At 40.6% G+C, this 2,828-nt stretch carries 1 protein-coding gene, 1 pseudogene and 1 other annotated feature; the gene and the pseudogene both read left to right on the top strand.

Features of this window, described 5'->3' with window-relative positions:
* The first annotated feature begins 688 nt into the window (after window positions 1-688).
* The gene (locus tag EI164_RS15465) at window positions 689-2,050 is read left to right on the top strand and encodes a patatin-like phospholipase family protein (protein WP_225739350.1); all 1,362 of its coding nucleotides are present in this window, start codon (window positions 689-691) and stop codon (window positions 2,048-2,050) included.
* 288 nt (window positions 2,051-2,338) lie between these two features.
* Window positions 2,339-2,828 (top strand): annotated as a pseudogene (locus EI164_RS17220) (transposase); the annotation flags it as partial.
* Window positions 2,615-2,731, top strand: a sequence feature (AL1L pseudoknot). Its footprint overlaps the pseudogene before it by 117 nt.

Raw genomic sequence — 2,828 nt, 5'->3', positions numbered from 1 at the left:
CTATGCTCGAGTGGAGGGCAATACTCTTTTTTGCCAATACATGGCGAAATTGTTTAACCTAGAATGACTAGGCATCAAAAATTTCACTGCATATTGTCTAAAAAATAGTGACTGCCAGCACCATATTTGAATGTTCAACACGCCCTATATTAATGGCGATTAGCCTACTAAAAGTAAGGCTGATGATAATTGAATAAAGATAATATGATTTTGCTAGCCCAGATTTATCTTGACTCACTACCGCAGTACAGATAGTGTTTATAAACGGCCTTTAGTTAAACCTTATTTAGACCATTAGCACACCTTTCTCTGCAGTTGCATTAAAGCAAGTCCCACCAACACCACATGCTAGGGCATGTCCTCAATTCAATCGATAGTTATCTAAATAGGTTAAAAATAGCTAAATCTTGCCAAACGGCGTCAAATAGCTGACTAATATCTCGATATTATCTGCTCTATTTTCCTTGTTTTACGGCAATTTATCTCATTTTTATCACCATTTTTAAAATGAGGACACGCCCTAATATTTAACAAATTATTATTCGGAAAAATATAAAGGATTAACAAACATAAAAACTAGGATTCATATTAATTAAAATACACTGGGGTACTAAAAATGCGACTAAATAGATTCACTTTCTTTAATACGAAAGCTCAAAAGTTTATTAAAAATAAAGTACCGTATCGATTGAAGACTACATTTTTTTTATTGGCTACTGCTACTCTACCAAGCTTACTAACCGGCTGTGAGCATCGTATTTGGAACGAACCTATAACAGATACAAACATCACAAGTCGCTACGATTTTCGTCATAAATTACCCCAAAACTCAGATGACGTCTTTGTCATACTTGCATTTTCTGGTGGTGGCACGCGTGCCGCCTCTTTTAGCTATGGCGTATTAGAAAAACTCCGTGACACACCAGTGACTATAGATGGCGTAGAGCGCAGATTACTAGATGAAGTGGATGTGATTACTTCGGTATCAGGTGGTAGCTATACAGCCGCTTATTACGGTTTGTTTGGCGATGAGATATTTCAGAATTTTGCACCAAATTTTTTATATGAAAACTGGCAATCGCGACTTATAAAGTTAGGGTTACGTCCAAAAAGCCTTATGGCTGTTTCCCGTTCGGACTATAATCGCGGCGATCTTGTAGCAGATGATTTAAATCACAATTTATTTCAACAAAAAACGTTTGCTGATATGGGCCGTGATCAACTACCTTACGTTATTTTGAACGCTAGCGACTTAAACAATGCAACAACTTTTTCGTTTACCCAGCAGCAGTTTGATTTTTTATGTTCAGATTTGTCTAACTATCCGGTGGCAAATGCTGTGATGGCCTCTTCTTCAGTACCTGGTATTTTTGCGCCTATATCATTGCGCAACTTTTCCAACTGCACTCAACGTCATCAGCCATGGGTGGATGACGCCTTGAATCAAAAAAGTCATTTACCAAGAAGTTATGCAGTCGCTCGTGCAGTAGATCGTTATTCTCAACCAGATCGTATGCCTATTCTACGTTTGGTAGATGGCGGTGTGACCGATAACTTGGGAGTGCGCGGATCAATGATGAGCCCCGTCACTCAATATGGTGACGTACCTAATATGGCGGGGGCATTTAGTCCTGAAAAACTGCGCCGCGTTAAACAAGTGCTTGTCATTGTCGCCAACGCACAAACTTATCCTGAGTATGCGTGGTCATTAGAAGGCAAAGATCCAGGATTATTACAAACCCTTGAGGCCTCTAGCCAAGCAGCACTCGGCACTTTGAATAATGAAACGGTCTCAGTAGCTAAAAAAGATTTTTTGCAGTGGGCAGATCACGTCAATTCACAGCGAGGTCCAGATACCCCTCAGGTAGAAGTCAATTTTTCTGTATTAACCTTTGATCAAGTTGCCGATAAGGAAGAGCGCGCCACATTCGACGCTATGCCAACCACTTTTCACCTACAACCGGAGCAAGTTGATGCTCTAAGACAACTCAGTGGTAACCTGCTCGATCAATCAGAAGAATTCCAAAATTTTCGTGAGGCATTACAATGAGACAAGGTTAAATCATCATATAATTTTGGTCGTCTATCTTGCAGAGCTAAAAGGGCTGCCGTAAACAAGCAGCCAGTCAAAAAATAAGTAAAGAAAAATACGACTAGCTGCTGTCTGATAAAAAATCAATTAATGAAGAAAGGCAATGACCTAGGGTGTATCCTCATATATATATGCTTACTGCTCAAAGGAAGGATCGGTGCGACGCAGTTTTCGTAACAATGCGGGCCATGCGATATGAACCGCCCCGAGATTGTCGGAGACTCAACTTTCTGAGAGAATACGACAATGAAAACACGAAACTATACCCCTGAAATGAAAGAGCGCGCCGTCCGTATGCTAATTGAAGCTAAAGACGACTACCCATCCACCTGGTCAGCCATCAAAGCCATAGCACCAAAGATAGGTTGCACGCCTGAGACCCTACGATCATGGCATAAAAAGCACATTGATAAAACCATTCCTGCAAAGATTCAAGCTCAAAGCCAAGCCGAGCGCATCAAAGATGCTTGAACGTGAGAACAAAGAATTAAAACAAGCCAATGAGATCATAAGGAAAGCAGCCGCTTTTTTCGCCCAGGCGGAAATAGACCGCAAACCTTAGTGATGGTTCAATTCATCGACGAGAATAAATCTATTTATGGCATTCTAGCTATTTGTAGAGTCTTGCCGATTGCCCCATCCACATACTATCGTACCAAAGACTTAAACGACAATCCGGAGAAGCGTTCACAGCGTAGTCAGCATGACGATTTCTATCTAAATGAAATCAAACGTA

This window comes from Psychrobacter sp. FME13, assembly GCF_014861395.1.
Lineage (GTDB): Bacteria > Pseudomonadota > Gammaproteobacteria > Pseudomonadales > Moraxellaceae > Psychrobacter.
The sequence above is the reverse complement of the archived record's forward strand: the minus strand, read 5'-3'. Positions and strand labels throughout refer to the sequence as shown.